At 71.0% G+C, this 23,929-nt stretch carries 23 protein-coding genes; 11 read left to right on the top strand and 12 right to left on the bottom strand.

Annotated features, from left to right (window positions below; all coding sequences use genetic code 11):
- Positions 1-3: 3 nt before the first annotated feature.
- The 6 genes from VF139_02745 to VF139_02720 are packed head-to-tail and all read right to left on the bottom strand — an operon-like array spanning position 4 to position 5,606.
- Complete coding sequence (locus VF139_02745) at positions 4-444, bottom strand: SUF system NifU family Fe-S cluster assembly protein (protein HEX6850299.1); 441 nt, start codon at positions 442-444, stop codon at positions 4-6.
- Entirely contained in the window at positions 441-1,694 is a 1,254-nt protein-coding gene (locus VF139_02740; GenBank protein ID HEX6850298.1) for a cysteine desulfurase, read from the bottom strand. The genes VF139_02745 and VF139_02740 overlap by 4 nt, the downstream gene beginning before the upstream one ends.
- Positions 1,673-2,941 carry a Fe-S cluster assembly protein SufD gene (gene sufD / locus VF139_02735; protein ID HEX6850297.1) on the bottom strand — a complete coding sequence of 423 codons (1,269 nt, stop codon included), beginning with the start codon at positions 2,939-2,941 and terminating at the stop codon, positions 1,673-1,675. The genes VF139_02740 and sufD overlap by 22 nt, the downstream gene beginning before the upstream one ends.
- Entirely contained in the window at positions 2,938-3,687 is a 750-nt protein-coding gene (sufC, locus tag VF139_02730; GenBank protein HEX6850296.1) for a Fe-S cluster assembly ATPase SufC, read from the bottom strand. Before sufC ends, sufD begins: the two co-directional genes overlap by 4 nt.
- A gap of 2 nt (positions 3,688-3,689) precedes the next feature.
- Positions 3,690-5,135: a Fe-S cluster assembly protein SufB gene (gene sufB / locus VF139_02725; protein HEX6850295.1), complete on the bottom strand. Its 1,446-nt coding sequence runs from the start codon at positions 5,133-5,135 to the stop codon at positions 3,690-3,692.
- Between the two features lie 9 nt (positions 5,136-5,144).
- Entirely contained in the window at positions 5,145-5,606 is a 462-nt protein-coding gene (locus tag VF139_02720) for an SUF system Fe-S cluster assembly regulator (protein ID HEX6850294.1), read from the bottom strand.
- Between the two features lie 79 nt (positions 5,607-5,685).
- Between VF139_02720 and VF139_02715 the strand changes: the two genes are divergently transcribed.
- Both VF139_02715 and VF139_02710 read left to right on the top strand, forming a co-directional pair.
- On the top strand, positions 5,686-8,826 hold the full coding sequence (locus VF139_02715; protein HEX6850293.1) for a hypothetical protein: 3,141 nt from the start codon (positions 5,686-5,688) through the stop codon (positions 8,824-8,826).
- 82 nt (positions 8,827-8,908) lie between these two features.
- Entirely contained in the window at positions 8,909-9,394 is a 486-nt protein-coding gene (locus tag VF139_02710; GenBank protein ID HEX6850292.1) for a peptidylprolyl isomerase, read from the top strand.
- 24 nt (positions 9,395-9,418) lie between these two features.
- Here VF139_02710 and VF139_02705 read toward each other — a convergent pair whose 3' ends face one another.
- From VF139_02705 to VF139_02690, 4 genes are all read right to left on the bottom strand, one after another.
- Positions 9,419-10,663, bottom strand: a complete 1,245-nt coding sequence (locus tag VF139_02705) for an arginine deiminase family protein (GenBank protein ID HEX6850291.1) — start codon at positions 10,661-10,663, stop codon at positions 9,419-9,421.
- Between the two features lie 177 nt (positions 10,664-10,840).
- Positions 10,841-11,872 carry an ABC transporter permease gene (locus VF139_02700; protein ID HEX6850290.1) on the bottom strand — a complete coding sequence of 344 codons (1,032 nt, stop codon included), beginning with the start codon at positions 11,870-11,872 and terminating at the stop codon, positions 10,841-10,843.
- Between the two features lie 3 nt (positions 11,873-11,875).
- Positions 11,876-12,805: an ABC transporter ATP-binding protein gene (locus VF139_02695; GenBank protein ID HEX6850289.1), complete on the bottom strand. Its 930-nt coding sequence runs from the start codon at positions 12,803-12,805 to the stop codon at positions 11,876-11,878.
- 11 nt (positions 12,806-12,816) lie between these two features.
- The gene (locus tag VF139_02690; GenBank protein HEX6850288.1) at positions 12,817-13,419 is read right to left on the bottom strand and encodes a DUF2238 domain-containing protein; all 603 of its coding nucleotides are present in this window, start codon (positions 13,417-13,419) and stop codon (positions 12,817-12,819) included.
- Positions 13,420-13,440: 21 nt separating this feature from the next.
- Here VF139_02690 and VF139_02685 point away from each other — a divergent pair, with 21 nt between their 5' ends.
- The 6 genes from VF139_02685 (at position 13,441) to VF139_02660 (ending at position 20,230) form a co-directional block, all read left to right on the top strand.
- Positions 13,441-14,766 carry a hypothetical protein gene (locus VF139_02685; protein ID HEX6850287.1) on the top strand — a complete coding sequence of 442 codons (1,326 nt, stop codon included), beginning with the start codon at positions 13,441-13,443 and terminating at the stop codon, positions 14,764-14,766.
- Between the two features lie 62 nt (positions 14,767-14,828).
- Positions 14,829-15,272, top strand: a complete 444-nt coding sequence (locus VF139_02680) for a DoxX family protein (protein HEX6850286.1) — start codon at positions 14,829-14,831, stop codon at positions 15,270-15,272.
- Positions 15,273-15,286: 14 nt separating this feature from the next.
- Positions 15,287-15,742: a MarR family transcriptional regulator gene (locus tag VF139_02675; protein ID HEX6850285.1), complete on the top strand. Its 456-nt coding sequence runs from the start codon at positions 15,287-15,289 to the stop codon at positions 15,740-15,742.
- Between the two features lie 17 nt (positions 15,743-15,759).
- The gene (locus tag VF139_02670; GenBank protein HEX6850284.1) at positions 15,760-16,809 is read left to right on the top strand and encodes a radical SAM protein; all 1,050 of its coding nucleotides are present in this window, start codon (positions 15,760-15,762) and stop codon (positions 16,807-16,809) included.
- A gap of 29 nt (positions 16,810-16,838) precedes the next feature.
- Positions 16,839-18,185, top strand: coding sequence for an MATE family efflux transporter (locus VF139_02665; protein ID HEX6850283.1), 1,347 nt, complete (start codon positions 16,839-16,841; stop codon positions 18,183-18,185).
- Positions 18,186-18,211: 26 nt separating this feature from the next.
- A complete protein-coding gene (locus VF139_02660) occupies positions 18,212-20,230 on the top strand; it encodes a M13 family metallopeptidase (GenBank protein ID HEX6850282.1) in 2,019 nt (672 codons plus the stop codon).
- Positions 20,231-20,252: 22 nt separating this feature from the next.
- Here VF139_02660 and VF139_02655 read toward each other — a convergent pair whose 3' ends face one another.
- Positions 20,253-21,233 (bottom strand): nitronate monooxygenase, encoded by a 981-nt coding sequence (locus VF139_02655; protein ID HEX6850281.1) that lies wholly within the window; start codon positions 21,231-21,233, stop codon positions 20,253-20,255.
- 6 nt (positions 21,234-21,239) lie between these two features.
- On the opposite strand from VF139_02655, the gene VF139_02650 reads away from it, so the two are divergent.
- Positions 21,240-21,881: an RDD family protein gene (locus VF139_02650; GenBank protein HEX6850280.1), complete on the top strand. Its 642-nt coding sequence runs from the start codon at positions 21,240-21,242 to the stop codon at positions 21,879-21,881.
- Here the strand turns inward: VF139_02650 and VF139_02645 are convergent.
- Positions 21,878-22,339 carry a hotdog fold domain-containing protein gene (locus tag VF139_02645; GenBank protein ID HEX6850279.1) on the bottom strand — a complete coding sequence of 154 codons (462 nt, stop codon included), beginning with the start codon at positions 22,337-22,339 and terminating at the stop codon, positions 21,878-21,880. The two genes, VF139_02650 and VF139_02645, sit on opposite strands and share 4 nt — an antisense overlap.
- Before the next feature lie 305 nt (positions 22,340-22,644).
- Between VF139_02645 and VF139_02640 the strand changes: the two genes are divergently transcribed.
- A complete protein-coding gene (locus tag VF139_02640) occupies positions 22,645-23,136 on the top strand; it encodes a hypothetical protein (GenBank protein HEX6850278.1) in 492 nt (163 codons plus the stop codon).
- Positions 23,133-23,929 (top strand): hypothetical protein (locus VF139_02635; GenBank protein ID HEX6850277.1); only part of this gene is annotated, 797 nt, incomplete at its 3' end. The genes VF139_02640 and VF139_02635, both read left to right, overlap by 4 nt.

The raw sequence follows: 23,929 nt of genomic DNA, 5'->3' as shown, positions 1-23,929 counted from the left end.
GCGTCACTCCGTCGAGGCGCTGTCGCGCTTTTCGAGGGCCGCCATCAGGGTGTGCCAGGCGAGCGTGGCGCACTTGACCCGCACCGGGAACTCCCGGACCCCCGAGAACACCGCGAGCTTGCCGAGCTCCCCCGCGCCCGCGGCGCCGTCGGTGAGCAGGTGGTGGAAGGTCTCGAACATCGCGCGGGCCTGCGCGACCGTCTTCCCCTTCACCGCGTCGGTCAGCATCGACGCGGAGGCGGTCGAGATCGCGCACCCTTCCCCCTGGAAGGCGACGTCGCGGATGACGTCTCCGTCCACGGCGAGGTAGAGCACCAGCGTGTCGCCGCACAGCGGGTTCCGCCCGTTGGCGAGGTGGCTCGCCCCCTCGATCGCCCGGCGGTTCCGCGGGCGCTTCGAGTGGTCGAGGATCACCTCCTGGTAGAGGTCGCGAAGGTCGTTCATCCGCGGAATACCTCGATCGTCCGGCGCAGCGCGCGGCCGAGCGCGTCGGCCTCCTCGACGGTGTTGTAGAAGGCGAACGACGCGCGGACGGTCGCCGGCACGCCGAAGCGTCGCATCAGCGGCTGCGCGCAGTGGTGCCCCGCCCGGATGCACACCCCGTCGAGGTCGAGCACGGTGCCCACGTCGTGCGGGTGGATCCCGTCGACGACGAGCGAGAAGACCGGGACGCCTTCGGCCGGCCGGCCGACGAGCCGCACCTCGGGGATCTCCGCCAGGACCGCGAGCACGCGCTCGGTGAGGAGCCGCTCGTGCGCGGCGATCGCGTCCCATCCCACGCGCTCCACGTAGTCGATCGCGGCGGCGAGCCCGAGCGTTCCCGCGATGTTCGTCGTCCCCGCCTCGAACTTGAACGGCGTCGCGGCGTAGGTCGTCTTCTCGAAGGTGACCGTGTGGATCATGTTCCCGCCCCCCTGGTAGGGGGGCATCGCGTCGAGATGGGACGCCTTCCCGTAGAGGACGCCGATCCCGGTCGGGCCGAACAGCTTGTGTCCGGAGAAGGCGTAGAAGTCGCAGTCGAGGTCCCGCACGTCCACGGGCAGGTGGGAGATCGTCTGCGCGCCGTCGAGAACGACCGGCACGCCGTGCCGCTTCGCCATCGCGACGAGCGCCTTGGCGTCGTTGACGGTGCCGAGCGCGTTCGAGACGTGGATGACCGACAGCACCCTGGTCCGCGGGGAGAACAGGCGCTCCGCGGCCGAAAGGTCGAGCGTGCCGTCGTCGAGGACCGGGATGACGCGAAGCCTCGCCCCCTTCTCCTCGCACGCCATCTGCCAGGGAACGATCCCGGAGTGGTGCTCCATCCCCGAGACCAGGACCTCGTCGCCCGGGGAGAGCCGGGGGGCGCCGAAGCACCGCGCGACGAGGTTCATCGCCTCGGTCGTTCCGCGCACGAAGACGATCTCGCGGGGATCGGCGGCGTTCAGGAACCGCGCGACGCGCGCGCGGGCCGCGTCGTAGCGCTCGGTCGCCTCCTGGCTGAGGAGGTACACCCCCCGATGGATGTTCGAATACTGCTCGGTGTAGAAGCGCCTCTCGGTTTCGACGGCCTCGACGGGCTTGTGCGTGCTGTTCGCGTTGTCGAGGTAGACGAGCGGCCTTCCCCGCACCTCGCGGGAGAGCATCGGAAAGTCGCGGCGGACCGCCTCGACGTCGAGGACCGCCTCCGGCGTCACACCCGGCCGTACGCGCATCGGTCGCAGCTCCCGGTGAGGTGCGGCAGGCGCCGCTCCATCTTGGCGACGATCCGCTCGCGCACGTCCGAGCGGTCGATCTTGTCGAGGACCTCCGCGGCGAAGGCGTGGATCAGCAGCTCGTGGGCCTCCGCGCGGCGGATCCCGCGCGAGCGCAGGTAGAACAGCTGCTCCTCGTCGAGGCGACCGATCGTCGCCCCGTGCGTGCACTTCACGTCGTTGGCGTAGATCTCGAGCTGGGGGCGCGTGAACGCCAGCGCCTCGCGCGAGAGGATCAGGTTGCGGTTCGACTGCTTGGCGTCGGTTTTCTGGGCGTCCTGCCGGACGAGGATGCGGCCGTTGAAGATCGACCGCGCCTGGCCCGCGAGGATCGCCTTGTACATCTCCCAGCTCGGACAGTGCGGCTTCGCGTGGTCGAGGGTCGTGTGGTTGTCCACGACCTGGCGGCCGTCGGCGAGCGTGAGGCCGTAGAGGTGGCACTCGGCGTTCTCGCCGTCGAGGACCGCGCCGACGTCGTTGCGCACGACGGCGGCGCCGAAGCTCACGTTGTGGGAATGGAAGCGGCTGTCCCGGGCCTGCCGCGCCTGGAGGGTCGCGACGTGCCACGATTGCGCCGCCTCGGCCTGGATCTTCTGATGGTCGAGCTTGGCGTTCGGGCCGAGCGCGATCTCGGTGACCGCGTTCGTGAGCGTCTCTCCGTCTCCCAGGGACAAGAACGTCTCGATCACGTCGGCCTCGGCCCCGTCTCCCAGGCGGATCGCGACGCGCGGGTGGGTGGCGCGGGGCTTGGGCCCCGAAGTCGCCACGTGCACGACGTCGATCGGGGCGGAGACCCTGGCTCCCGGAGCGACGTCGACGAACACGCCCTCGTCGAACGCCGACGTGTTCCAGGCGGCGAACGGGCGGTTCTCCCAGGGGGCGACGGCGCCGAGCAGGTCCTCGGGGGCCTCCGCGATCGGCCGGACGGAGACGCCGACGAGCGCGGAGAGGTCGGTCCGCTCCTGGTCCAGGCGGCCGTCCACGAGCACCACGCGCGCGCCGGGACCGGGGAACAGCCCCGTCGCCTGGAGCTCGGTCGTCGCGATCGGGGCGCTCGGGGTCGCGGCGAACGCGGCCTTCGCGATCGCCGAGACCGAGGTCTGCCGCCACTCCTCGTCGCGCGTCGTCGGGAACCCGAGCGCCTCGAAGCGCGCGCGCGCGCGGTCCCGCAGCGACGCGACGGCGTCGGGGGTGGCCTTCACCGTCATCGCGCGGCCTCTTCGAGCCAGCCGTACCCCTTCGCCTCGAGCTCCCGCGCGAGCCCGGCGTCCCCGGAGCGGACGATCCGCCCTTCGGCCAGCACGTGCACGCGGTCGGGAACGATGTAGTCGAGCAGGCGCTGGTAGTGGGTCACGACGATCGTCGCGCGGTCGGGGGCGCGCAGCAGGTTCACGCCGTTCGCCACGATCTTCAGCGCGTCGATGTCGAGGCCCGAGTCGGTCTCGTCGAGGATCGCCAGGCGCGGCTCGAGGACCGCCATCTGGAAGATCTCGTTGCGTTTCTTCTCGCCCCCCGAGAACCCCTCGTTCACGGAGCGGTGGAGGAACGTCTCGTCCATCTCGACGAGCTTCATCTTGTCGCGGACGAGCGCGAGGAAGTCCATCGCGTCCATCTCGTCGAGTCCCTGCTGCTTGCGCTTGGCGTTGAGCGCGGCGCGCAGGAAGTAGAGGTTGCTGACGCCGGGGATCTCGACCGGGTACTGGAACGCGAGGAACACCCCTTCGCGCGCGCGGTCCTCCGGGTCGAGGTCGAGCAGGTCCTTGCCGTCGTAGAGAACCGAGCCCTCGGTCACCTCGTAGACGTCCCGCCCCGCGAGCACGCCCGCCAGCGTGCTCTTGCCGGAGCCGTTCGGTCCCATGATCGCGTGGACCTCGCCGGCCTTCACCTCGAGGTCGACGCCGTGGAGGATCTCGGCGCCCTCCACGCGCGCGTGCAGGTTTCGGATCTTCAGCATCGCTAGCCCACGCTCCCTTCGAGCGAGACGCCCAGCAGCTTCTGGGCTTCGACGGCGAACTCCATCGGGAGCTCGCGGAACACTTCCTTGCAGAAGCCGTTCACGATCATGTTGACCGCGTCCTCGGTCGAGATCCCGCGCTGCTGGCAGTAGAACAACTGGTCCTCGCCGATCTTGGAGGTCGACGCCTCGTGCTCGACGACCCCGGTCGGGTTGGCGACGTCGATGTACGGGAAGGTGTGCGCGCCGCAGCGGTCGCCGATGAGCATCGAGTCGCACTGGGAGTAGTTGCGCGCCCCCTCGGCCCCCTTGAGGATCTTCACGGCTCCGCGGTAGGTGTTCTGGCCGTGTCCGGCGGAGATCCCCTTCGACACGATCGTCGAGCGGGTGTTCTTGCCGACGTGGATCATCTTCGTGCCGGTGTCGGCCTGCTGGCGGTGGTTCGTCAGCGCGACGGAGTAGAACTCGCCCACCGACTCGTCGCCCTGGAGGATGCACGAGGGGTACTTCCACGTGATCGCCGATCCGGTCTCGACCTGGGTCCAGGAGATCTTCGACCGGAAGCCCGCGCACTTCCCGCGCTTGGTCACGAAGTTGAAGATCCCGCCCTTGCCGTCCTTGTCCCCGGGGTACCAGTTCTGCACGGTCGAATACTTGATCGTGGCGCGGTCGAGGGCGACGAGCTCGACCACCGCGGCGTGCAGCTGGTTCTCGTCGCGCATCGGGGCGGTGCATCCCTCGAGGTAGCTGACGGTGGCGGCCTCGTCGGCGATGATGAGCGTGCGCTCGAACTGGCCGGTCTTGGCGGCGTTGATCCGGAAGTAGGTCGAGAGCTCCATCGGGCAGCGGACGCCCTTCGGGACGTAGCAGAACGAGCCGTCGCTGAAGACCGCGGAGTTGAGCGCGGCGAAGAAGTTGTCGGTCGCGGGGACGACCGAGCCCAGGTACTTCTCGACGAGCTCCGGATGCTCCTGCACCGCCTCGGAGAACGAGCCGAAGAGGATGCCGAGGTCCTCGAGCTTGTCCTTGAAGGTCGTCGCGACCGACACGCTGTCGAAGACGGCGTCGACCGCGATCCCGGCGAGCGCCTCGCGCTCGCGAAGGGGGATGCCGAGCTTGTCGTACGTCGCGAGGAGCTCCGGGTCGACCTCGTCCAGGCTCTTGGGTCCGGCGTGGGACTTCGGGGCCGAGTAATACACGATCGCCTGGTAGTCGATCGGGGGGTAGGTCACGTGCGCCCAGCGGGGCTCTTGCATCGTGAGCCAGTGGCGGTAGGCCTTGAGGCGCCACTCCAGGAGGAACTCCGGCTCGTTCTTCTTCGCGGAGATGAGCCGGATGACGTCCTCGTTGAGGCCGGCGGGCACGGCGTCGGCCTCGATCTCCGTGACGAAGCCGTACTTGTATTCGAGGTTGGCGAGTTCCTCGACGCTGCGGGACTCGGTCTTCACGGCACCCTCCTAGACGCGCGTGTCGTGCAGCGCGGGGGCCTCGACGCGGAGCAGGCCCGATCGCGGGGAGGCCGCGATCATCTCGAGGAGCGAGATGCCGTCGAGCGCCTCCCGCACGACGGCGTTGATGCGCTGCCAGTTGACGCGGGTGGGGCAGCCCTGCTCCTGCTCGCAGGAGCCCGCGCCCTGGGCGCAATCGGTGATGTGGATCGGCCCCTCCAGGGCCTCGACCACTTCGCGGATCATGATCCGGTCGGGGCGCCGGCCGAGCCCGTACCCGCCCTTCACCCCGCGATGCGAGACGACGAGCCCGGCGCGGACCAGCGTCTTGAGAATCTTGCTGGCCATCGGGAGGGGCAGGCCGGCCCAGCGCGCGGCGTCCTTGGCGGTGTGGATCTCGTCCATCGGGCGGGTCGCCATGTGCGTCAGCAGGACGATCGCGTAGTCCGTCTGTCGCGTGATTCGAAGCATGCCGGCGTCTCCGGCCGGAAACCGTACTACCAAGGTACTGTTTCCGCAAGAGGCCGAGTGGCGGTATAGAAGCGCCGCCATGAAGCCATTCGTCCCCGTCGCCCTGCTCGTGACCTTCCTCTCGACCCCCGCCGCGGCCCCCGAGCCCGGCCCCGCATGGGATTCGGTCGCCTACGGGTCGCTCGTCGATCGCACCCAGCTGACTCATTCCGGGGAGCCGGTCGGAGCCTTGCTCGACCGGCTGGGGGGACGACCGTTCCCCGCGCCGGGGGAGCGGCGCGCCGACCTGCTCGCCTACCGCCTTCTCGACCCGTGGCTGGAGCCCTACGCCTTCGTCCTGGCGGACGCGCTCGAAGCGACGGGGCCGGCCGCGTCGAAGCCGTGGCGTGAGATCGGGGCTGCGTGGGAGTCGGGGGCGGGGGCCGAACCGGCGTGGGTCGAGCTCCTGCGCGCGCGCCGGTTCTTCCTCCTCGGCGACGGCGCGGGGAAGATCCGCGCCTTCGTGCCGTGGCCGGAGGGGGAGGGGCCGGCAGGCGCCGCGAAGCCGCTCCCGGACGATTCCGCGGCGGCCTCGCGTGCGGCCTGGGATGCGGCGTGGCCGGTGGTGCGTCACGCGCTCGCCGCCGAGCGGCGCCGGATCGGGGAAAAGCCGCTTCAGGTCGAAGCGTACGCGTACCGCCACGATCGCGCGCGCACGCGGTTCGATCTGGCCGCGCGGGCGTGGACGGAGACGGTGAGCTCCACCGCCGCGCGAAGCGGGCGGCCGCCGCTCGACCTCGTCGCGTTCGCGTCGGTGCTGTCCCGCGCGGCGCGCATCGAAGGGGCGCGGCTCGAGCCCGACGGGACGATCCGGTGGTTCACGAGCGATGCGGTCGCCCCTCCGGAGCTCCTCGGCCGGCCGCTCACCCTGGGAGACGCGGCGGTCGCGTACCGCGCGGTCTTCCACGGGGGGCTCGCGGAGCCTTACATGAGCCTCGATCGCGGGCGGGCGCCGTGGATCAGCGCCGTCAACTACGGCGGACGCCTGCGCGACACGACGCTCGGGCTGGTCTCCCTGCTCTCGGACGTGCGATTCAAGACCTTCAGCCTCGGCGTCGATCCCGTCGCGGGACGGGACGCGCGCGAGGAGGCGCGTGCGGCGGTCCCGGGATTCGCGACCCACCTGGAGCGGATGGCCGCCGACCCCGGCTCGGGGGAGGTCGCGGGACAGCAGACGCGCTTCTGGTTCTACCCCGACGAGGTCGACCTCGCCCTCTCCGAGAATCTCGACACCTTCGCGATCCGCCGCGCGCGCATGGCCGCCGCCTCCGAGCGCGTGGAGAGCGCGGTCGACCTGGACGCGGCGGGGAGCGAGCGGCCTTGGACGAAGGCGACGACGGCATTCCTGAACGCCAACCGCGCTCCCCTCGGCCGGCTGTTCCCCGAGATCGCGTCGCTCGACGAGGTCGCGAGGCTGCTCGCGATCTTCACGTGGCTGCGCGCCGCGAAGGCGGAGGGGCTGGTGGTCCCCGACCTCGATCTCCTGCTCGACGTCGAGATTCCCGCCGAGCCGACCGCGCGCACCTTCCCGCAGCTTCTCACCTGGAACGCGCTCCCTCCGGCCGGAGGCGCCGGCGCCGTCGAGGTCGTCGACCAGGCGGAGGTCGGCGCGGCGCTCGAGCGCCTGCTCCCCCGAGCGGGGACCGAGCTCGCGCCCGCCCTGGCGCTGTCGCGCGCGGCCGCCTGGCTCGACGGCCGCATTCCCGAGGACGCGGCGCTGCTCGCGGAGATCGAGCGGGCGCGCAACGGCTCGGCCGGACCGGAGGTCCTCGAGAACCTGCGCTTCCGCGCGCAGCGCCTGGCGATGCATCGGCTGGTCCTCGGCAAGGTCCCCGAATCGCCTCGCTCGCGGGTCGCCGCGCGTCGCGCGGCGGGGGAGCCGATGCGGGTCTTCAGCGTGGGGATCGGCGGCATCGACCTCGGCATGGAGTCGGCCCTGGCGAGAGCGTCGCGGCGGAAGCTGGGGTTCGGGGACGAGTCGCCCGCGCGCCCGGTTGCGCCGGCGGCGACGCCCCGGGTCTTCGCCGGAACGGAGTCGCCCGCGATGCGCACCGGCGTGCGCGTCCCCGACTCGGCTGTCGTCCGGAACGGAACGTGGAAGGGACCCGACGGCCGGGAGCACGCCTGGACCCTCGTCGTTCAGGGGCCGTGGGGGAGCGAGGTGCGCTCGCGACGGCGCGTGGACGACCCGAAGGGAGGTCCGGCGGTCTTCGAGCGCGTCGAGGGGGGGCGGTTCCACTCGTATCGGGTCGAGCGGGGGGAGGCCGGTTTCGCCGCGGTCCCCGCGATCGCTCCGGCTCCGCTCGACGCGTCTCCTGCGGCTCGGGATGCCGGGGAGCTCCCCGCGGGTCTGGCGCTCCTCGAGATCCTGCGCCCCGCCGATCCGCCGTCGGCGGAGCCCGCAACCGTCTCCCTGCGCGTGCGCGGGCCGGGGACCCGCGACGTCGCCGCGAACGCCCCGCGCGGCGCCCTGCAGCGGCTGGTCCTCGGACGCGCGATGGACCCCGCGGCGGGGAAGCCGCTCTCCGGGCTCGAGTCGTCGAAGGGACTGCTCGCGGGCGCGTCGACGCTCATGGTCGTCGAGGATCCGCGCGCGATCCGCGAGCCCTGGTCGGGGGCCCGCGCGGCGATTCCCGGCGAGGAGGACCCCTTCGTCCTCGCGCGCGCCTTCGGGTCGTACTGGGGCGACGCCCCGGTCGTGGTCGGCCTCGAGGCGGCGCGATCGCCCGAACGCTGGGTGCGGGCGAAGCCGGCCGCGGGGACCCGCGTCGTCGTCGCCGCAGAGGCGTTCCCGGGAGCGCGACGGGACCTCGCCGCGATCGCGCGCGGGGTGTTCGGGGCCCGCGCCACCGACGCCGCCGACGGGAGCGAAGGGACGCTCGTCGTCGTCTCCGCCGAGGCTCCGGGGGCGCTCGCCGCCCGGCTGCGGGAGGCGGCGGACGCCGGTCGCCTCGCCGGGCGCGCGGTCGCGGTCGTGTCGCTGGGAGGAGCGCTCCGTCGCGACGTGGTGCGAGCGCTCCTCGATCCCGGCGGCGCCGCCGCCGTCGGCCTGTTCGAGACCGAGCCGATCGCCGTCGAGCGCGCGCTGCGATCGGTCGCCGCGTGGGTCGATGCGCGCGACCGCGCGCCGGAGGGAGCGCGCGCGGAATCGGTCGCGGGGCCGTTCGTCTGGATCTACTGAGGTAACGGCCGGGATTCGGGGGTCGGCGGGGTTGGCGGGGGCTCGGCGAAAGCGTACCCTGCGCCGGTCGAAAGGAGGCCGCATGAAGGCCATGCGCGGCAATGTCGTGAAGCTTCACTACATCCTCACCGACGATTCGGGCGAGGTGATCGAGAACAGCCGTCCCGGCGACGATCCCATCGAATACCTCCACGGATTCGGCGGGATCATCCCGGGCCTCGAGCGGGCTCTCGAAGGAACCGAGACCGGACACCGCGCGACGGTCCGCATCGCCCCCGAGGATGCCTACGGCAAACACGACCCGGCCATGATCTTCGAGGTCGGCAAGGACCAGCTTCCCGACGGAATGCCCCTCGAGGTGGGCATCGAGGTCGAGTCGCGCACGCCGGACGGGACGATCTCCCTGGTCGTCACCGAGGTGCGCGAGAACGGGGTCGTGCTCGACGGCAATCACCCGCTCGCGGGAAAGACCCTCCAGTTCGACGTCGAGATCATGGGGATCCGCGCGGCGACGCCCGAGGAGATCGCGCACGGTCACGTGCACGGCGCCCACGGCCACCATCACTGAAAAAGGGGTCTGACCCCTTTTCGGCTATTCGTCGCGCAGCAGCGGGTGGGTCATGCAGTGCGGTCCGCCGCGGGCGCGCGAGAGCTCGTGGCTCGCGAGGACGATGCAGCTCTTGCGGTGGTCGTCGAGGTCGATCTCGGCGCGGCCCAGCAGGAGGTCCTCCGCGGCGACGATCGACCAGCCGCGGCGCTCCAACTCCTCGATCGTCCCCTGGTTGCGCTCGTAGAGCACGATCACGCCCGGCGCGACCGCGAGGGCGTTCGCCCCGTCGGTCCACTGCTCGCGCTGCTGCAGGACCGGATCGTCCCCGCCGCAGGGGATCGGCTCGAGGCCCACCCCGCGACGCGCGAGGCTTCCCAGCAGGTCCTTGCGGTGGGTGAACTTCGGGGACTTCGCCCGGAGGTCCATCTCCCAGACCTGGGCACGCTCCGGGCCGTCGTCGCAGATCACGGGCGGATAGGCAAGGCACGCGTCCCGGTCCACCGGGGTCATCAACGTGTCGAGGTGCATGTAGGCGCGACGCTTGGGGAGCTCGACGACCAGCAGCCAGCGGGGCGCCCGGTCGTTGCCGCGAAGCGACTGCGCGAACGCCTGGATCCCGTCGCGGTTGGTCCGCTCGGAATTCCCCACGGCGATCACGTCCGGTGAAAGGACGAGGACGTCGCCCCCTTCGAGGTACGCCCCCGCCGGCCCTCCGGTCGCGGCCGGGTCGTGCAGGACGGGGGAGGAGGAGAGCTCGGGATGGAACCGGAAGATCGCCCGCGCGAGGTCGCTTTCGCGCCGGCGCGCGGCCGTCGCCATGGCTCCGAAGACGACGCCGTCGCCCAGCACGACCTGGGGATCCCTCTGGAAGCACCAGTTCGGCACCGGCACGATCGAGAACAGCTCCTGGGCCTCGATGCCGCGCCGGATCGGCTCGCGCCGCATCCCGCCGACGACGGCCGCCGCGAGCCGGGCCGGAGCCATCGCCGCGACCGTCCGCCGCGTTCCCGGGTCCGCGCCGTCGAGCACGATCTCGAGCGCCCACGTGCGGCACGCCGGGTCGGCGAGGGCGTCGGTCAGGAGGTCCTCCGCGTCGAGCACCTCGACGCCGAGCAGCTGCAGCACCCGACGGAAGCGCCCGTGCTCCTCGCGCGCGCGATCCCCGTAGAGGATGTCGTCGAAGAGGAGCTCCTCCATCATGGCCGGGACCATGTGGTCCACCTCGGGGCCCGGTTCGTGGACCAGGACCCGGCGCAGCCGACCGACCTCGCTACGGACGTTCAGCATGACCGTCGGATTGTATCCGGGCATCCTCGAATCCCGTGCACGCCGCGACCGGCAGGGGCGGGTACTTCGGGAACGCGGGGTCGGTCTCCGAACGGCCGCAGCGCCAGAAGGTCGAGCCCCTCGCGTTGTCGACCCGGCGGCTCCACGCGCACGACGCGCACAGGCCGGGGTCCGGGCTCACTGCCACCGGAACAGGCGCACGGCGGCGAGGAAGGCGACGATCCCCCAGGCCGCGAGGATTCCGAGCTCGCCCGCGACCGCCGTCCATCCCGCGCCCTCGAGCATCACGGCCCGCAGCGCGTCGTTGAGCGCGGTGAGGGGCAACGCCTGGACGAACGGCTGCACGAGGTCCGGAAAACGCGACGGGGAGAAGAACACTCCCGACGCGAGCCACATCGGAAGCATCACGAAGTTCATGAGCCCCGACACCCCCTCGATCGTCTGCGCGCGGCTCGCCACGAGCAGGCCCAGGCCCGCGAAGGCGAGCGAGCCGACGAGACACAGCGAGGCGATGAGCGCCAGCGATCCGCGCAGCGGGACGTCGAAGACCCAGTGCCCGAAGCCGAGGATCACGACGACCTCGAGCACGAGGAAGATCAGCCGCCCCGCCATCTGCGCGAGAAGGTAGTGGCTGCGCTTCATCGGCGACGCCACGTAGCGCTTGAGCAGCCCCTTCGAGCGCGCGACGACGATGCCGAAGCCGATGCCCCACATCCCCGTCCCCATCAAGTTCATCCCGAGAAGGCCGGGGACGAGGAAGTCGATGTAGCGCGACCCCTTCTCGGTGAGGTGCTCGTCCCGCGCCGAGAAGGCGTCGCCGCGTCCGGCGCCGCGCTGGAGCGCCGAATCGACCGCCAGGCGCGCCAGGCGGCTGTCCTCGCGCGTCGGGTCGAACCGGTACGAAGGGGGATTCCCCGGAACGACGACGATCGCCACCTTCCCGGCGGCGAGCGCCTTCGTCGCCTCCGCGGGGGGATACGTCGACGGTTTGAGCAGCGGATCGGCGGCGAGCGCCTTCGTCGCCTCCGCCGCTCCGGGTCCGGCCTCGACCCCCACGCCCATCGGCGCCGGTCCGCTCGACCGGAACGCGATGCCGAGGGCGACGGTCAGCAGCACCGGGAACACGAAGATCCAGAAGATCGCCTCGGGCTCGCGCCACATCAGCCGGATCTTCGCGAGGGTGAGCTGGACGATCGGGTGGTCGCGCACGGATCAGGCCTCGCGCAGGTGACGGCCGGTGAGGGCGACGAAGACGTCCTCGAGGGTCGCGTGATGCGTCGTCAGCCTGGAGAGCGGGAGCTTTTGCCGCTCGAGCTCGGCGAGGATCGCGGGGACCGCCGTGTGCATCGTGAGCACGGTGAGCGACGTGACGCCGTTCTCCGAGCGCACCGCCTGCACGTCCGGAAGGCCGCGGAGCGCCTCGACGTCCGGAGACGCCTCGTCGCACTCGATCTCGACGACGTGTTCGGCGCCGAGCGAGGCGATCAGCTCGCGCGGGGTGCCGAGGGCGATCACCTTTCCACGATCGACGATCGCCACCCGGTCGCACAGGCGCTGGGCCTCCTCCATGTAATGCGTGGTCAGGAGCACCGTCCCGCCCTTCTCGCGGAACCCGCCGACGATCTCCCACACCTGGCGGCGCGACTGGGGGTCGAGCCCGGTCGTCGGCTCGTCGAGGAACAGGATCTCCGGGTCGCACACGAGCGCGCACGCGAGCGAGAGGCGCTGCTTCTGCCCGCCGGAGAGCTTGCGGACCCAGGCGTCGCGTTTCTCCTCGAGGCCGACCGCGCGCATCGCGTGCTCGGGGGCGTGCCCCCGGCGGTAGAAGCTGCGGAACAGCGTGAGGACCTCGATCACGGTGAGCTTGTCGGCGAGCTCGGTCTCCTGGAGCTGGATCCCGATCCGCTCGCGCAGGCGGTCGCCCCCTTCGGCCCAGGTCGACCCGAGGATCTCCACGCGCCCCGCGTCGGCGGCGTTGAGTCCCTCGAAGATCTCGACGGTGGTCGTCTTCCCGGCGCCGTTCGGGCCGAGCAGGCCGAAACACTCCCCCCGCCGCACCTCGAGGTCGACGCCCGCGACCGCGACGAGGTCGCCGTAGCGCTTGATCAGTCCTTCGCAGCGGAGGGCGGGGCCGGAGCTCACGGAGCCGGATCTTAGCAGGCGAGCTCCCGGTCGTGGCGGCGGGAGAGAAGGGCCAGCGAGAGGACCGCGCCCAACCCGCACAGCGCCATGTCCCACTGCGTGTCCCAGGGATCCCCCTGGGTCCCGAGGAAGGCGTCGGCACCCTGGCCGAGGGCGAGCGCCGCCCACCACTCCAGCATCTCGTAGAACGCGCTGAAGGCGAGACAGACGCACACGACGAGGAAGGGGAGCCAGCGGCTCCCGCGCAGCGGCGAGCGTCTCGAGAGGATCTCGCGCGCGAGGATCGCCGGCACGAACCCCTGCGCGAAATGGCCGAGGCGGTCGTAGGGATTGCGGGCGAGGTCGAGCGCGTCGCGCACCCAGTCCCCCGCCGGAACCTCGGCGTAGGTCCAATGGCCGCCGACCACGAGCACGAGGGCGTGAAGGAAGAGCAGCCGGTAGAGCAGGGGCGTGAGCGGGAAGGACTTCCGCGTGGCGACCAGGATCGGAAGGGCGATCAGGACGGGGGCGGTTTCCAGCAGCCACGTCGGGTAGTCGTGGGGGCCGATCACCGAGACCGCGAGTGCAGCGAGGGTCAGGCCGGCAAGCAGGGAGGGCTCGCGGGACGAGGTCATGGCGGGAGTATGCTCTAGGTCATGAGACGCGTCGCCGTCGTCCTCGCCCTCTCCCTCTCGTTCCCCGCGCAGGCCCGCGAGGTTCGCATCCCGGGGGAAACGCTCCCGCCGTCGATCCGCGCTCTCGGCGCGATCGACGCCGTGACCGCCCTCGCCCTCTCCGCGGACGCGTCGCTCGCGGCCGCGGCCGCCGCCGACCCCGAAGGCAAGCAATCCTCGACCGTGCGCCTCGCCGACTCCGCGGCGGTGCGCGGGGAGATCGCCGTCCGCGGGGTCGTCCGGGCGCTGGCCTTCGACGCCGGAGGGACGGAGCTGCTCGTCCTCGCCGACCGCCGCACCAAACGCAGCATCGGGGAGACCTTCCTCGCGCGCGTGGACACCGCGACCCTCAAGTCGATCCGCGAGATCGTCCTCCCGCGGGATGCCCGCGACCTCGTCCTGATGGACGACGCGACCCTGCTCGTCGCCTCCGACGGCGAGCTGCGGACGTTCGTCCTCCCCGCGTTCACGAGCGGTCCGCTCTACCGCCTCGACGGAGCCAACCGCGCGGTCGCCCCCGTTCGGGGAACCCGCCGCGTCGTCGTCGGCCGCGACGACGGCCTGTGGCTCGTCGACCTCGGCGACCCGCAGACGCGCGACGGCCTCCCGGTTCGCGAGCGCGTGTCGACCCCCTCGCAGGTCGCGGACGTGGTCGTCGCCCCCGACGGCGAGGCGGCGTTCGCTCGACTGGTCGACGGCCTGGTCCTGCGGTTTCGCGTGCGCCCCCTCGCCATCGTCGGGCCGGAAGGGAGCGCGTCCTGGATCGGCTGGGTTCCGGAGGCGGAGGAGGAGTCGCCGGCTTCGGTCGCGACTCCCGATCCGGAACCGCCCGCGGTCGACGCGCCGCGGGTCGCCGAAGCTCCGCCCGTCCCGCCGGCCGTCCCGCCGGTCCTCCCTCCGGCTGTCGCACCGGCCGTCCCGGCAGCCGTCGCACCGGCGGCCGCGGTCGAGGCTCCCGAACCCGCGCCGGCGCCTCCTCCTCCTCCTCCTGCGAGAATCGAGAGCCCGTCCCCCCCGATCGTCCCGCAGGACGCGCGGATGGAGGGGCGGATCACGGGATCCGCGAGGGGCTCCGTCGTCGCGGTCGTCGTGTTCGGTCCGGACAACATCCTGCGCGAGGCGGCACGGGCGAGACCCGACGAGAACGGGCACTGGTTCGTGAAGGGTCTTTCCGCCGGGACGTACCGCGTCCTGCTCGACGCGGGCGGGGGGCGCGTGCTCGAGACGAGCCCGCCGTTCCGGACGGTCGTCGTCGGCGCGGAAGGGATCGCGGGGGTCGAGGCGATCGAGGCGGTGCGTATCCGTTGAAACCGGCCGGCATCTATTCGTTCGAGTTTGAACTATTCGATCTCGAACGAAAGGGGCCCGCCGTGCGATCCTGGATCTTCGACACCCGTCCCGATCTCGTGCTCACCTTGGTTCGGCTCGTGCTGGCGGGGGTCTTCCTGCCGCACGGCCTCCAGAAAACCGTCGGCTGGTTCGGTGGTTACGGCTACACCGGAACGATGCAGTACTTCACCGGGAAGATGGGGATCCCCGCGCCGCTCGCCTTCGCGGCGATCGCGGCCGAGACCTTGGGGCCGATCGCTCTGGTCCTCGGGCTCGGGGGACGGGTGGCCGCCGCGGCGATCGTCGTCGTCATGGCGGTCGCGGTCGCGACGACGCACCTGCCGCACGGGTTCTTCATGAACTGGTTCGGAAACCAGAACGGCGAGGGGTTCGAGTTCCACCTCCTCGCCGTCGCGCTCGCCCTCGTCGTCGTGCTCCGCGGGAGCGGCGCGTATTCCGTCGACGCCTGGATCGCGGGGCGCTGATCGAAAGGGGATCCGTGGGGACGCACTACTCGGGAACGAAGGTGGAGATCCGGGCGCTCGACGCCTACATCAAGCTGATGCGGGCGGCCGACTCGGTCCAGTCGGGGCTCGAGCGGGCGCTCGAGGCCGAGAATCTGACCGAGGGGCAGTTCGGCGTCCTGGAGATCCTCCTGCATCTCGGCCCTTCGGCCCCCGGGATGCTCGCGCGGAAGTTGTTCCGGAGCGACGGGAACGTGACGGTGCTCCTCGACAACCTGGAGCGCCGCGGATGGATCGAGCGCCGCCGCGACGCCGCCGACCGGCGGCGCCAGTCGATCCACCTGACCGCGGCGGGGAGGGCGGAGATCCGCAGGCGGTTCCCGCCGCACGTCGCGCGGGTGGTCGCCGCGTTTTCGCACCTCACCGCCGCCGAGCAGGAGGAGCTCTCCCGCCTTTGCCGGAAGCTCGGTCGGGGGATCCGCGACGCGTGAGCTACGATTCCGGGCCCATGCCCGCCCCACACCTGCGAGGATCGACCCCCGAGGAGCTCGTCCGCGCGTTCGGCGACGTCGGGCTCGATCTCCGCTCGGCGCGGAGGGTGCTCGAGCGCCTCGTCGCGGGCGATCGCGACGACCTCGAGGGGATCGAGGGGCTCTCGCGCATCCGGCGCGAGGCGTTGCTCGCCCGCGGGCGGCGCGATCGCCTGGAGGTGCTCGATCGGCGGGCCAGCTCCGTCGATCCGTTCGTGAAGTACCTCTTCCGCGCCGGGGACGGGAAGGTCTTCGAATCGGTGCGGATCCCCCTCGAGAAGCCGCGCTGGAGCGTGTGCGTCTCCTCGCAGGCCGGGTGCGCCATCGGATGCGCGTTCTGCGAGACGGGGCGCCTCGGATTCGAGCGGAACCTGGAGAGCTGGGAGATCGTCGAGCAGGTCCTGGCGATCCGGCGCGAGGGGCGCGAGCGGCCGGTCACGAGCGTGGTCTTCCAGGGGCAGGGGGAGCCGTTCCAGAACTACGAGAACGTGCTGCGCGCCGCCGCGATCTTCCGGAATCCGAACGGGCTGAAGATCCGGGGGGAGGCCGTGACGATCTCGACGGTGGGGATCCTCCCCGCGATCGAGCGCTTCACCGAGGAAGGCCACGTCCACCGGCTGATCCTCTCGATCACCTCGGCGTTCGACGGGAAACGCGAGGCGCTGATCCCGACGGGGCGGCGGTGGCCGGTGCGCGAGCTCGCGGCCGCGATGCGCCGCCACCGCCGGCGGCACGGCGGCGTCATCCACCTCGCGTGGGTGCTGATGGACGGGGTGAACACCGGCGACGACGAGGCGCGGGAGCTGGAGCTGCTTTTCCGCGGCGACCCCGTGCGCGTGCACGTCATCGAGGTGAACGATCCGACGGGGCGTTTCCGCGCTCCCGGCGACGCGGAGCGCAGGCGGTTCCTCGCCGCGCTCGGGGCGCGCGGGCTCCCCTTCGTGCGCCGCTACTCCGGCGGACCCGACATCCACGCCGCCTGCGGGATGCTCGCGGCGACGGCGCGCGGCGGGAGCCCGGTCGCGTGACGGGTCCGGAGCGCCCTTCCGTCCTTCGCATGGCGGCGCCCCTGGTCGTCTCCTTCTGGATGCGGGCGCTGTTCTCCTTCGTCGACGCGCTGTACGCGCGCTGGCTGGGGCTGGGCGACGCACCCGTCGCGGCGATCGGCCTGTCGTTCCCGTTCGAGTTCCTGATGATCGCGGTGTGGGTCGGGTTGAGCACGGGGCTCACCTCGAACCTCTCGCGCGCGATGGGAGCGCGCGAGAACGAGAAGGTCGAGCAGCATCTCCGGGTGACCACGCGCCTGGTCTGGGGGTGCGTCCCCGCGTTCGCCGCGATCGGCGGGTCCCTGTGGTTCCTGGCTCCGGTGCTCGCCCCCGACCCCGCGGTCGCCCGGCAGTTCGCGATCTACGGCACCGTGCTGATCGGCGGCTCGGCGTTCTCGATGTTCTGGTCGGTGATCCCCGACTCGATCGTGAAGGCGCACGGCGACACCAAGGCGACGATGTGGGCGGGGATCCTCTCGAACGTCGTGAACGTCGTCCTCAACACGCTGTTCACGTTCGCCTTCGGGTGGGGGATCTTCGGGATCGCGTTCTCGACGGTGCTCGGGAGGTTCGCGGGGTTGTGGTACGCGCTCCGCAAGGCGGCGGCGCACGAGGCGCGGCGCCGTGCTTCCGCCGAGCCGTGGGTCCCGGGGCTCGACGCGAGCCCGTACCGGGCGACCCTTGGCCTCGCGGTTCCCTCCGCGCTCGCCTACACGCTGATGGCCGTCGAGGGGCAGATCGTGAACTCGCTCCTGGCCGGTCTCGAGCACGGCACGGAGGCGATCGCGGCGTGGGCCGTGTATTACCGGGTCTTCCAGTTCGTCGCGATGCCCGCGATCGCCACGGCGGTGGCGATGCTCCCCTACGCCGCGCGGCGGTACGGGGCCGGGGACCTCGCCGGGATGCGCCGCGGCCTGCGGGAGTCCCACGTCGCGGGAGTGGCCTACGCGGCGGCGACCCTCCCGCCGCTCTGGTTCTTCGCCGAGCCGATCGCGCACGCGTTCCTGCAGGCGCCGCTCGCGGTGGAGCTCGCCCGGGGGGCGCTGCGGCTGATCCCCCTCGGCGTCGTCGTCTCGCTCCCGTTCTTCCTCGTGCGCCCCGCCTTCGAGGGGATGGGGCGGGGCCGGCCGGGACTCGTCGTCGCCGCGCTGAGGTACGTCGCGCTGACCGCCCCCTCCGCCTGGCTCGGGATGCACGCGGCGCGCGCCGCGGGGGTTCCCGAGCTGCTGGGGCTCGTGGCGGGGCTTCTGGCCGCGACCACGATCGCCTCGGGGCTCTTCCTCCTCTGGATCCGCTCCTCGCTGCGGGAGGCCGACGACTCGCCGGTTGGCGGAAACCCGGCGGGCGTGGTTTCGTAGCGGGTCTGGCGAACAGGAGGAGCTTCATGTTGCTGACCTTCATCCTTGCGGCCGGTGCGGTCGCGACCCCGGCCCCCGATCCGCGATTCGCGGAGGCGGCCAAGACCGTCCTCTCGGTGATGGACCCCGCGGCGGATCCCTGCCAGGACTTCTACCGATACGCCTGCGGCGGCTGGCTCGACACGACGAAGCTCCCCGCGGACCAGAACCGCTGGAGCCGTTCCTTCAGCGAGATCACCGAGCGCAACCGCGAGCGGTCGCGCGGGATCCTCGAGGATCTGCTGAAGTCGCCCGGGGACGCCGACGGTCGGCGTCTCGCGGACTTCTACGGCGCGTGCATGGACGAGGCCGGCGTCGAGAAGGCGGGTCTCGATCCCGTGCGGCCGTTCCTCAAGGAGATCGACGCCCTCCAGGACAAGGGGGGGCTGATGCCGCTCGTCGCGCGGCTTCACCGCGCGTCGATGCCGGGGTTCTTCGGCCTGGGGGTCGCCGGCGACTTCAAGAACCCCGACGTGAACATCGGGTTCGTGGGGCAGGGCGGGCTCGGGTTTCCCGACCGCGACTACTACCTCAAGGACGACGAGAACTCGAAGAACCTGCGCGCCGACTACGAGGCGCACGTGGCGCGGATGTTCGTGCTCGCGGGAAGCGAGCCGGCGGCGGCGGCGAGGACCGCGGCGTCGATCCTCGCCTTCGAGACCGAGATCGCCAAGGTCCAGAAGCCGCGCGTGGAGCTGCGCGACCCGAACAAGACCTACAACAAGCTCGACCGCAAGGGGCTGAAGGAGATCACCCCCGAGCTCGACTGGGATGCCTACTTCAAGGCGACCGGCTACCCGGAGGTGCAGGACCTCAACGTCCAGTCCCCCGACTACGTCAAGGGGCTGCGGGACGTCCTGGCGAAGGCCGACCTCGCCGTGATCCGGGACTACCTGCGCTGGGGGGTGTTGCGCTCCAGCGCCGCGCTCCTCCCGAAGGCGTTCGTCGACGAGAGCTTCGCCTTCTACGGAAAACGGCTCGGCGGCCAGCAGGAGAACCAGGCGCGCTGGAAGCGCTGCGTCGCCGCGACCGACGGCGCCTTCGGCGACCTCCTCGGGAAGAAGTTCGTCGAGCGGTACTTCGCCGGCGACAGCAAGAAGATCGCGCGCGAGATGATCGACCGCATCGAGGCGGCCTTCTCGGCGAGCCTTCCCGGCCTCGCGTGGATGGACGACGCCACCCGCGGTCGCGCCCTCGAGAAGAAGGCCGCCCTCGGGAAGAAGATCGGCTACACCGAGAAGTGGGAGGAATACCCCGGAGTGAAGACCCGCAAGGACGATCTCTTCGGGAACTCGCTGGCCGTCCGGGAATACGTCTTCGACCGGGAGGCGAAGAAGATCGGCAAGCCCGTGGACCGCACGCGGTTCGCGATGACTCCGCCGACCGTGAACGCGTACTACACGCCGCTGCTCAACGAGATCGTCTTCCCGGCGGGGATCCTCCAGCCACCCTTCTTCTCGAAGGACTTCCCGATGGCCATGAACTTCGGCGGAATCGGGATGGTGATGGGCCACGAGCTCAGCCACGGCTTCGACGACTCCGGGCGGAAGTTCGACCCGAAGGGGCGCCTCGCCGAGTGGTGGGCCCCCGAGGTCGCGACCAAGTTCGAGGAGCGGGCGTCGTGCGTCGCCGACCTGTACTCGAGCTACGAGCCGCAGCCGGGGCTGCACATGAACGGCCGGCTCGGGCTCGGCGAGAACATCGCCGATCTCGGCGGGATCAAGCAGGCGTACAACGCCTACAAGGCCTGGGAGAAGGACAACCCCGGCCAGGCCCCCGCGGTCCCCGGTCTCACCAACGACCAGCTCCTGTTCGTCGCCTTCGCCCAGGGGTGGTGCACGATCGCGACCCCCGAGCAGGAGCGCAACCAGATCACCGTCGGTCCGCACTCCCTGCCGAAGTACCGAGTGATCGGTCCCGTGTCCAACTCGCGCGACTTCTCGGCCGCCTTCCAGTGCGCCGAGGGGACGCCGATGAACCCCGTCCGCAAGTGCGAGGTGTGGTAAAGGGGTCAGGCCCCTTTTTCTTCTAGTTCCGAAGCGCGGCGGCGAACCGGCGGACGATGGCGTCCGCCGGTTCGATCGCACGGATCCCCTCGACGCTCCGTCCCGCCTGCCAGTAGTCGCGGTAGGCCTGCCCCTTCATCGACGCCTGCTTGAGCTCGCGCAGCGAACGCAGGGCGTAGATCGTCCGCATCCATTTCTTGGTTCGCCGCCCCCGCAGCATCCAGCGCGCGATCGGCCCGGCCTTCGTTCCCGTCTTCGCCACGAACGGCGTGTTGATGATCGCGCAGGGGACCCCGCTGAGCCGCTCGGTGAGGACGATGTCCTCCGCGCGCGCCGCGACGATCGCCTGCTTGTAGTCGGAATGCGCGGTGCACTCGGACGTCGCGATGAACCGCGTTCCCAGCTGCACCCCCGCGTAGCCGATCCGCAGCATGCGCGCGAACCCGGCTTCGTCGCCGACGCCCCCCGCCGCCACGAGCGGGACGCCGAGCGGCGCCAGCTCCTCGTAGAGCGCCTCCGGGGCGCGTTGCCCCGCGTGCCCACCCGCGAGGCGGTTCACGCAGATGAGCCCGTCGACCCCACCCTCGAGCGCCTTCTCCGCCCACTTGCGCTCGGTGACGTCGTGGTAGACGACACCTCCCGCGGCATGCACGCGCGCGACGACCGACGCGGGGTTGCCGAGCGCGGTGACGAAGAACCGCACGCCGGCCTCGAGCGCCTCGTCGATCCAGCGCCGCATCCGGTCGTCGTAGGTCTTCGAGGCCCGCTCGAGGATGGCGTTGAATCCCACGGGCTTCGCGGTCATGGACCGGATGCGTTTCAGCCCCTCGACGAGCGGCAGGCCGTGCACGTACACCATCGACATCGGCTGCACGATCCCGATGGCCCCCGCCTCGGAGACCGCCGCGACGAGCTCGGGGTTCGAGCAGGGGTACATCGCGCCGCAGATCAGCGGGACCTCGATCTTCGCGTCGCGGGTGAGGGGCGTCTCGAGGGCGCTCATGCGCCCATGCTAGCCGCCGCCCTCCCGACGGGGCCCGACGCGGTGCAGAATGCGCGCAACGAAAGGGGGAAACCGATGACCCTGGACGGCGCCCCGAATCCCTACACGCCTCCCACGGCGCCGCTGGATCTCCCGCCGTCGGACGGGTCACCCGCGATCCTCAAGTCCCGAAGGTTGACCCGCTTCGCGGGGGCCTTTCTGGAGGGGCTCGTCACGGGCATTCCCGGAGCGATCGCGCTGTTCGCGATGGGGGCCCTCGGCGACCCCGCCGCGATCCGGCCGTTCCAGCCCGCCTACGTCGTGAACCTGCTGATCTCGCTCGGCTTTTTCGCGTTGAACGTCTGGCTCTGGTCCACGCGCGCCCAGTCGATCGGGAAGGCGCTCGTCGGCATGAGGATCGCCGCCCTCGACGGAAGGCCCGCGACGCTCAACCGGCTCCTGATCCGCCAGGTGCCGCTGTTCCTGCTCGGGCTGTTGGCGGGATTGAGCAGCAACCCGCTCGCCGCGGGTCTCCTCGGCACGGTGATGCTCGTGGACGTCCTCGCGATCTTACTTCCGGACCGACGGTGTCTCCACGACTACTGGGCGGGGACGATCGTGGTCGAGGCCAGCCCCGTGAACGACCCGACCTTGGTCGAGAGGGCCTAGGCCTTCGGCCCGATCCTCCAGCGCACGCGCACCCGCGCGACGACGTCCCCGTCGGCGTCGGTGATCGGGGCCTCGACGACGTGCTCGCAGGGCGTCCGCCAGTCGGGGATCTCCGTCGCGCAGCGGGCGACGAGCCGCCCGCGCGCCTTCTTGAGGTAGTCGATCTCGAGGTGGGTGACGATCCCGCGCGCCTCGTCGGGAAGCCCCGCGTTGAGCGCGAGCCCGCTCGCGAGCTCCCCGAGGTTCACGAGCGCGATCGCGTGGATCGAGTTCAGGTGGTTGCGCACCGAGCGGCGATCCGAGATCGCGACCACGGCTCGACCCGGCTCGACCTCGAGGACCTCCGGCCGGATCGTCCCGGAGTAGGGGACCATCCGGGAGAGCATCTTCGAGAAGATCCACCGCCCCATCGGGCGGGGGGACCACGAGCGCCACTGAACCAGGATGGGGTTCGCCATGCGGCGAAGGGTACCGCGATGGAGGGCGCCCCCGCTCGCCTCGCGAAACGCGGTTCGGTTCAGGCGCTTGGAACGTATTCAGGGGTCGCAGGCGGAGGCAACCGGGTACTCCGCCCGCCTGCGCCGGACGCAATGGAAGTATTTGAGGAGTTGGGTCCAGTGGAAGCCCCAGCACGGCGGCCGCTCTTGCGCGCTGACGAGAAAGCCCTTCGCGCGTGCCGTCGCGTGGGTATCGTTCGACCAAGTTCGGGCGTGGCTCTGCGGTGGAATCCCTCCGCGGTCGGCTCACGCGAGGGGAGGCACCGATGAAGCGCGGGGTGGGATCGTTGTTGGCGGCCTTGTCGATCGTGAGTGCTCAAGACCTGTTTGCGTGCGGGGATCGATTCATCTTCTCGGGCTCCAACAGCAGGCTGGAGCGTGCCGCGACCCCGGGCGTCCTCGCCAATGTACTCATCTATCGGGACGCGGAAACCGACCCGACCTCCGTGATGTTCGACCCGGCACTTCCCGAGGTGCTCGCGGAGGTTGGCCACACTCCCAGCGTGGCCGATCGGCCGGACGAACTGGTGGAATCCGCCCGTGGCGCGGACGTCGTACTCGTCGAGTATCGCTCCGCACCGGCCGTTCGCGAATCGATCCGCGCGAGCGGCGGCGGATCGATCGTCGTACCGGTCCTCGACCGAGCCGCGCGAAAGAACCTCTCGGCGGCGAAGCGGGAGTTCGGAGTGGTGCTCAACGTACCCGCGTCGGCGGCCACGTTGATCCGTGCGATCGACCGTGCCCTGGCGGCGAGATGAGTTCGCGGATGCCGGCGCGGGTCGCTCGCTCCGTAGCCCTCGGCGTGCCGATGTTGCTCGTGGGGGCGATCGCTCATGCCCAGGCCTGGCTTCCTCCGAAGGGTTGGGCCGCGATCACCTTTACGACCGGGGTGAGCGACGTCGGGAATCACCTCTTCTCGAGTACGGAGCTCGGAGCGGGATTCGAGAACGGCACCAACGAATACGACCTCGGCGACATCGACACGAGGCTCGCGTCGGTGGGATTCCAGTACGGCATCAGCGACCGGTTCGCGATCGGGGCGGACGTCGCGTTCGTCAACTCACGGTACGTCGGCGACTTCCCCGAGAACCCGGAGATCGACAACGGCGAGTGGCACGGTTCGCTGGCGGACTTCCGGGCCGCGGCCCGCTTTCAGGCCTATCGGGGGCGCGTCGTCGTGACGCCCTTCGCGGGCGTGGTGATTCCGACACACGACTACGAACACCACGGGCACGCCGCGGCGGGCAAGGGCCTCTGGGAGGTCCCGGTCGGTGCGAGTCTCGGGGTACCGTTCGGGGAGGATCGGACGTGGTCCTACCTCGTCGGGACCGTCGCATATACCGTCGTCGAGCAGGTCGAAGGCCTCAGTGTGAACCGGAGCAGCGGGATCGTCGAAGCCGGGTTCTTTCCCACGGACAAACTGGTCCTTCGCGTACAGGGGGGATGGCAACAGACTCACGGTGGAGTCGATTGGCTGGAGATCGACGACGCGAATTTCGGCTTCCACGACGCCGCGGCCGATTCGGATTTCTGGTCGGCAGGCGCCGGCGT

The sequence above is a fragment of the Candidatus Polarisedimenticolaceae bacterium genome (genome assembly GCA_036376135.1).
Classification (GTDB): domain Bacteria; phylum Acidobacteriota; class Polarisedimenticolia; order Polarisedimenticolales; family DASRJG01; genus DASVAW01.
Note: the sequence above shows the minus strand (reverse complement) of the source record. Positions and strands in the feature narration are given on the sequence as shown.

Bases quoted from the DNA above. Each gene is read 5' to 3' on its own strand.
- VF139_02660 (HEX6850282.1), top strand. From the start codon at position 18,212: ATGTTGCTGACCTTCATCCTTGCGGCCGGTGCGGTCGCGACCCCGGCC.
- sufD (HEX6850297.1), bottom strand. From the start codon at position 2,941: ATGACGGTGAAGGCCACCCCCGACGCCGTCGCGTCGCTGCGGGACCGC.
- VF139_02670 (HEX6850284.1), top strand. From the start codon at position 15,760: ATGCCCGCCCCACACCTGCGAGGATCGACCCCCGAGGAGCTCGTCCGC.
- VF139_02715 (HEX6850293.1), top strand. From the start codon at position 5,686: ATGAAGCCATTCGTCCCCGTCGCCCTGCTCGTGACCTTCCTCTCGACC.
- VF139_02645 (HEX6850279.1), bottom strand. From the start codon at position 22,339: ATGGCGAACCCCATCCTGGTTCAGTGGCGCTCGTGGTCCCCCCGCCCG.
- VF139_02705 (HEX6850291.1), bottom strand. From the start codon at position 10,663: ATGCTGAACGTCCGTAGCGAGGTCGGTCGGCTGCGCCGGGTCCTGGTC.
- VF139_02655 (HEX6850281.1), bottom strand. From the start codon at position 21,233: ATGAGCGCCCTCGAGACGCCCCTCACCCGCGACGCGAAGATCGAGGTC.
- sufC (HEX6850296.1), bottom strand. From the start codon at position 3,687: ATGCTGAAGATCCGAAACCTGCACGCGCGCGTGGAGGGCGCCGAGATC.
- VF139_02690 (HEX6850288.1), bottom strand. From the start codon at position 13,419: ATGACCTCGTCCCGCGAGCCCTCCCTGCTTGCCGGCCTGACCCTCGCT.
- VF139_02640 (HEX6850278.1), top strand. From the start codon at position 22,645: ATGAAGCGCGGGGTGGGATCGTTGTTGGCGGCCTTGTCGATCGTGAGT.
- VF139_02685 (HEX6850287.1), top strand. From the start codon at position 13,441: ATGAGACGCGTCGCCGTCGTCCTCGCCCTCTCCCTCTCGTTCCCCGCG.
- VF139_02650 (HEX6850280.1), top strand. From the start codon at position 21,240: ATGCTAGCCGCCGCCCTCCCGACGGGGCCCGACGCGGTGCAGAATGCG.
- VF139_02740 (HEX6850298.1), bottom strand. From the start codon at position 1,694: ATGCGCGTACGGCCGGGTGTGACGCCGGAGGCGGTCCTCGACGTCGAG.
- VF139_02665 (HEX6850283.1), top strand. From the start codon at position 16,839: ATGGCGGCGCCCCTGGTCGTCTCCTTCTGGATGCGGGCGCTGTTCTCC.
- VF139_02720 (HEX6850294.1), bottom strand. From the start codon at position 5,606: ATGCTTCGAATCACGCGACAGACGGACTACGCGATCGTCCTGCTGACG.
- VF139_02710 (HEX6850292.1), top strand. From the start codon at position 8,909: ATGAAGGCCATGCGCGGCAATGTCGTGAAGCTTCACTACATCCTCACC.
- VF139_02745 (HEX6850299.1), bottom strand. From the start codon at position 444: ATGAACGACCTTCGCGACCTCTACCAGGAGGTGATCCTCGACCACTCG.